The following is a 5,497-nucleotide window of genomic DNA, read 5'->3' as shown; positions in this document are numbered from 1 at the left end:
GGCGGTTGACTCGTGGCTGTCCAGGCCGACGAAGCCGCGCACGAAGTCACCGGCCACCAGGGTGCGTTCGCCGGTCTCGGGGTGCACCCGCACCACCGGATGCTCGGTGCGGAAGTCGGGCTTTTCGAAAGCCTGCCGAAACGCCCGCTGCTCCTCGCTCATCGCTTCGACGCTCACGTAGTCGTACCGGTTGGTGTGCAGCGCCCAGAGGTTTTCCACCAGGCATTTGAGCGGTTCGGGCAGGTGCTGGTAGGCCGCCACGGTCGAGGCCCACAGCGTCGAGCCCCCGTAGGCCGGCAGCGTGACCGCACGCAGGATCGACGCCGAGGGGTAGTTGGCGGCGAACGTCACGTCGGTGTGCCAGCGGTTCGCCTTGCCGTACTCCGAGTCGATCGGTGTGATCACCGGGAGGTGCTTGGCGGCCAGGGCCGACGCGGCCGGGTGGCCGATCGGCGTGCCCAGCAGACCGGCGAACGCGAGCTGCTCGGAGTCGTCGAGGTGGTGCTGGTGACGGAAGAAGATCACCTTGTGGGTCAACAGCGCCCGGCGGATCGTCTCGACCGCGTCCTGGTCGAGGTCGCCGCCGAGGCGAACCCCGTCCACCCGGGCGCCGATGCGACTGCCCAGCTTGGTGACGGTTATCTGACCTGTCATTTCGTGTTCCTTGAGTCAAAACGGGTGTAGTCAACTGACTACATTTGGTAGTGTAGTCAAATGACTACAACTTCCGCAACCGGCCGCGGGAAGGTGCCCACCGGGCGCGCGGAGGTGGCCGCGGCGATCCTGGAAGCCGCCACCGACCTGTTCGCCGAGCGCGGTCCGGCCGCGACGTCCATCCGCGACATCGCCGCGCGCTCCAACGTCAACCACGGACTGGTGTTCCGCCACTTCGGCACCAAGGAGCAATTGGTCGGCGCCGTGCTCGACCACCTGGGCGCCAACCTGAGCGCCCTGCTGGGCACCGATGCGCCCGCGGCCGTGCTGGAGAGTTCCCTTGATCGCCAGATGCGGGTGATGGCGCGCACCGTGCTGGACGGCTATCCGGCCGGCCAGCTACAGAAGCGCTTTCCCAACATCGCGACGCTGCTCGACGGGGTGCGGCCGCTCTACGATGACGACGTCAAGGCCCGGCTCGCGGTCGCCAATGCCCTTGCGCTGCAGTTCGGTTGGCGCCTGTTCGCCCCGATCCTGCGGTCCGCCACCGGGATTGAGGAGCTGACGGATGCCGAGATACGCGCAGCGGCCGGCGCGGAGGTGCAACGCATCCTCGCGCCCGCCGATGCTCAGTGAGCCTGCACCGATTCCGCGATCAGGGATCGCCGGTGCAGCGGTTCGCGGCCGGCGGGCTGCTGCGGCGGCGGCAGTAGCGGCTTGCGGGGATGCACCGCGACCGTCGTCGCGGATTCGGTGCTCAGCTCGAGGTCCTCGCCGGCGTGCCGGATGGTCAGCTCGCCGCCGGGCCCGTCGCGCAGCGTGTAGGTGACCTCGGCGTGGTTGACGTCGACCGTGACCCGGAAGTCGCGCCAGCGCAGCCGGAACCGTAGCCGCGAAATGCCATCGGGCAGTTGAGGATCCAGCGACAAAACGCCCTCGTCGTCGCGTAGGCCGCCGAAGCCGGACACCAGCGCCGTCCAGGCGCCGGCCAATGAGGCCATGTGCAGACCGTCGCGGGTGTTGTGGTGCAGATCGCGCAGGTCGATCAGGGCGGCCTCGTAAGCGTAGTCGTGCGCGAGCTCGAGGTGCCCCACCTCGGCGCACATCACCGCCTGCGTGCACGCCGACAGTGACGAGTCGCGGACCATGCGCGGCTCGTAATAGTCGACGTTGCGCGCCTTCTGCTCGGGCGTGAACGCGTGGCTCTGCCAGTGCATCGCCAGGACCAAGTCGGCCTGCTTGATCACCTGCGCGGGGTACAGGCGCACGTACGGGTCGTGCAGCAGCAACGGGTAGGCGTGGTTCTCCTTGAAGTCCCACTCCGCGAGGGTGGTGAATCCTTCACACTGCTGATGGACTCCCAGCCCCTCGTCGTACGGAATGTTGGCGGCGCCGGCCGCATCGCGCCACGCCGCCATCTCCTCGTTGGTGACCCCCAGCGCCTTGGCCACATCGGGGTGGCGGTTGCAGGCGTCGGCGGCGACGCGCAGATTGTGCGCGGCCATCAGGTTGGTGAAGACGTTGTCGCGCACGATCGCCGTGTACTCGTCGGGGCCGGTGACGCCGTCGAGGTGCCAGACGCCGTGCCGGTCGTGGTGGCCGAGCGAGAGCCACAGCCGGGCGGTCTCGACCAGCACCTCCAGCCCGCAATCGGCCTCCAGGTCGTCGTCGCCGGTGACGATGCGGTAGCGCTCGAAGGCCATCGCGATGTCGGCGTTGATGTGCCAGGCCGCCGTGCCGGCCGGCCAGTAGGCCGAACACTCCTGCCCGCGGATGGTCCGCCAGGGGAACGCGGCGCCCTCCAAGCCCAGTTCGGCCGCCCGCTCCTTGGCCAGATCCAGGGTCGAGGCGCGCCAGCGCAGCGCGTCGGCCACGGTGTGTGGCGCGGTGTAGCTGAGCACCGGCAGCACGTACCCCTCGGTGTCCCAGAAGGCGTGGCCGTCATAGCCGGTTCCGGTGAGACCCTTGGCGGCGATCGCGCGGCGTTCGGCGCGGGCGCTGGCCTGCAGCAGGTGGAACAGCCCAAATCGCACGGCCTGCTGGGATTCGGGGTCGCCCTCGACCTCGACGTCGGCGCAGTCCCAGAAGTTGTCCAGATACTCGCGCTGCGCATCCAACAGTCCCTGCCAGCTGGTGTAGCGGGCGCTGTGCAGCGCGGCGGCGACCTGGTCGCGCAGCGCCGGGCGCGAGCGCATGCTCGACCATCCGTACGCCAGGTACTTGACGACGCGCAGCCTCTGTCCCTTGCGCAGCCCGCAGATCACGGTGGTGCGGGCCAGGTCGGCGCGCGCGTCGGTGGTGACCTCGACGCGCCCTTCAACGTCGACCTCGTGATCCATGCCGGCGGCCATCATCAGCGCGCTGCTGCGCGTGCGGTGCATGAGAACCGCTCCAGTGTCGGTGTATTCGTGCGCGACCGCTTCGAGCGGGGTCTCCAGGATGGCCGACACCCGGGGGTCGCCGGAGGTCTCCGGCTGGTCCTCGTTGGTGACCAGCTCCGACTGCACCGTCACCCGAACGAACTCACCGATCGCCTCGACGCAGTACTCGATGGCGGCGACGCCGCGCTGGGCCAGTGACACCAGCCGGGTGGAGACCACCTTGACCTCTTTGCCCGCCGGCGAGCGCCAGTGCGCGCTGCGGGTCAGCGTTCCGGCGCGAAGGTCCAGATCCCGTTCGTGACATAGGACTTCGCCGTAGCGGACGTCGAACGGCTCGTCCTCGACCAGCAGCCGGATGATCTTGCCGTTGGTGACGTCGACCAGCGTCTGGCCGGCTTCGGGGTAGCCGTAACCGGCCTCGGCGTAGGGCAGCGGCCGGATCTCGTAGAAGGAGTTCAGATAGGTGCCCGGCAGGCCGTAGGGCTCGCCCTCGTCGAGGTTGCCGCGCAGCCCGATGTGCCCGTTGGACAGGGTGAACAGCGATTCTGACTGGGCCAGCAGATTCAGGTCGAGCTGGGTCTCGCGCACGTGCCAGGGGTCAACGGGGAACGATTCGTCGGTGATCATGAGCCCAGCAGCTCGGCGAGGTCGGTGACCACCACGTCGGCGCCGTTGCGGCGCAGTTCCTCGGCCTGGCCCACTCGGTCGACGCCCACCACGAATCCGAAGTTACCGGCCCGGCCGGCCGCCACGCCGGACAACGCGTCTTCGAACACCGCCGCCGCTGCGGCGTCGACGTCGAGCAGCTGCGCCCCGCGCAGGTAAGAGTCGGGGGCCGGCTTGCCGGCGATGTGTTCCTCGCGCAGGGTGACGCCGTCCACCCGCTTTTGCACGAACCGGTCCAGGCCGGTGACCTCGAGGACGTCGCGGGTGTTGGCGCTTGACGACACCACCGCGATTGCCAGGCCCGCGGCCGACACCGCCTCTAGGTAGCGGCGGGATCCATCGAACACCTTGACGCCGTCCTCCTTGAGCACCTTCTGGAACATGTCGTTCTTGCGGTTGCCCAGGCCGTAGATCGTCTCGGCGTCGTCGGGGTCGTCGGGGCTGCCGTCGGGCAGCTGGATGTCGCGGCTTTCCAAAAAGGACCGGACGCCGTCCTCGCGCTTCTTGCCGTCCACGTATTCGCGGTAGTCCGCGCCCGCGTCGAAGGGGACGAATTCGTCGCCGGTGCGCTTGGCCCGGTCGGACAGGTAGGCGTCGAACATGGCCTTCCAGGCCTTGGTGTGCACACTGGCGGTGTCGGTGAGCACTCCGTCGAGGTCGAACAGACAGGCACGCACCTCCTCCGGCAGACCCAGCGCTGAACTCAACGGCGGACCTCGCTCTCTGGTCTCGGGCGACTGGCTTAAGCGATACCCACTTCACCATGCCCGCCATGCGTGTCGCCAGGGATCAGCGGTCTTTTGCCACTGCCACGCCCTGGATCGCGCGCAGGCGCCCATCGGCCAGCGCCCGGGTGAGGTTTTCGGCCTTGCGGTCGAAGTCGGGGACGAAGGCGTGCAGGCCCAGCGGCTGGGGCGGCTGGGCCAGCAGCGCCTGCATGAGCGAGCTCGCGGTCTCGGTGAGGTCGTTCCAGTGCTGCACCGCCAATCCCGCGGAGGTGACCAGGGTGCGCAGCTCGCCGGGGGCCACCAGGTGGCTGTTGGCGGCGGTGTCGGTCCAGGGCAACGGGAAGTCGAGTGCGCGGCCGTCGCCGATGGTCAAGTCCCACAGCGCAAGCCGGCCACCGGGAGTGAGGACGCGGCGCGCCTCGGCGTAGAGCCGCGCCTTGTCGGCCACGTTCATCTGGACGTGCTGGCTGATCGCGACGTCGAAAGTGTCGTCGGCGAAGGGGAGTTCGGTGACGTCCGCCTGGCGAACCGCGATGAGGCGGTCGAGACCGACGAGCCGGTTGAGCCAGTCGTTCGTCTCGCAGTACTCCTCGGTGAGGTCAACGGCGGTGACCCGGCAGCCATAGCGGTCGGCGAGGTAGCGGGCCGTGCCACCGATCCCGCTACCGGCGTCGAGCACCGCGCTCGCGCTGGAGATCTGCGTAAGGTCCACCAGCTGCGCGGTGGCGATGCGGCCCATGGTGTGGAAGTCCTCCAGCAGGGCCAGGTCGGCGGGTCGAAGGCCGTCGAGGTCCTTCCCGGCGTCGATCAGCGCCCGTTTGATGTTTGCCCGCGACAGGCCGGTCGAGTACTGGGCCGCGATGGTGTCGTTCATTTCTGCACCTGAGCCCACGCGGTAATGATGGGAGGCATCGCGATGAGGGCGTTGACCGCCTGCGCCTCCTGACGGAATCGCGGCACGAACTCGTCGATGTCGGCGAGTTCGTCGATGGCGAAGCCTCCCTGTTCGGCAATGGGGGACACCAGCCGCCAGACTTCCGCGAGGTAGGCCAGGATGTCCGTGTCGGC

General features: G+C 68.7%; 5 protein-coding genes and 1 pseudogene. 1 reads left to right on the top strand and 5 read right to left on the bottom strand.

All coding sequences use genetic code 11. The annotated features are described in order from the left end of the window. Positions 1-654, bottom strand: a 654-nt coding sequence (locus A9W96_RS22920; protein ID WP_066877413.1) for a TauD/TfdA family dioxygenase, incomplete at its 3' end; no start/stop codon positions are given. 60 nt (positions 655-714) lie between these two features. On the opposite strand from A9W96_RS22920, the gene A9W96_RS22915 reads away from it, so the two are divergent. Beyond that, entirely contained in the window at positions 715-1,290 is a 576-nt protein-coding gene (locus A9W96_RS22915) for a TetR/AcrR family transcriptional regulator (RefSeq protein WP_066866877.1), read from the top strand. On the opposite strand, the gene A9W96_RS22910 is transcribed toward A9W96_RS22915, so the two are convergent. The 4 genes and pseudogenes from A9W96_RS22910 to A9W96_RS32325 all read right to left on the bottom strand — a co-directional run. Further along, positions 1,284-3,662, bottom strand: coding sequence for a glycoside hydrolase family 65 protein (locus A9W96_RS22910; protein ID WP_066866879.1), 2,379 nt, complete (start codon positions 3,660-3,662; stop codon positions 1,284-1,286). The genes A9W96_RS22915 and A9W96_RS22910 overlap by 7 nt on opposite strands. Then, complete coding sequence (locus A9W96_RS22905) at positions 3,659-4,408, bottom strand: beta-phosphoglucomutase family hydrolase (protein WP_066866881.1); 750 nt, start codon at positions 4,406-4,408, stop codon at positions 3,659-3,661. The genes A9W96_RS22910 and A9W96_RS22905 overlap by 4 nt, the downstream gene beginning before the upstream one ends. 82 nt (positions 4,409-4,490) lie before the next feature. After that, the gene (locus tag A9W96_RS22900) at positions 4,491-5,303 is read right to left on the bottom strand and encodes a class I SAM-dependent methyltransferase (protein ID WP_066866883.1); all 813 of its coding nucleotides are present in this window, start codon (positions 5,301-5,303) and stop codon (positions 4,491-4,493) included. Beyond that, positions 5,300-5,497 (bottom strand): annotated as a pseudogene (locus A9W96_RS32325) (methylase); the annotation flags it as partial. The gene A9W96_RS22900 and the pseudogene A9W96_RS32325, both read right to left, overlap by 4 nt.

Source organism: Mycobacterium sp. 1245852.3 (assembly GCF_001669335.1).
Lineage (GTDB): Bacteria > Actinomycetota > Actinomycetes > Mycobacteriales > Mycobacteriaceae > Mycobacterium > Mycobacterium europaeum_A.
The sequence above is the reverse complement of the archived record's forward strand: the minus strand, read 5'-3'. Positions and strand labels throughout refer to the sequence as shown.

What these genes read in the sequence shown, in the direction of transcription:
- A9W96_RS22915 (WP_066866877.1), top strand. Translation starts at nt 715, where the DNA reads ATGACTACAACTTCCGCAACCGGCCGCGGGAAGGTGCCCACCGGGCGC.
- A9W96_RS22900 (WP_066866883.1), bottom strand. Translation starts at nt 5,303, where the DNA reads ATGAACGACACCATCGCGGCCCAGTACTCGACCGGCCTGTCGCGGGCA.
- A9W96_RS22910 (WP_066866879.1), bottom strand. Translation starts at nt 3,662, where the DNA reads ATGATCACCGACGAATCGTTCCCCGTTGACCCCTGGCACGTGCGCGAG.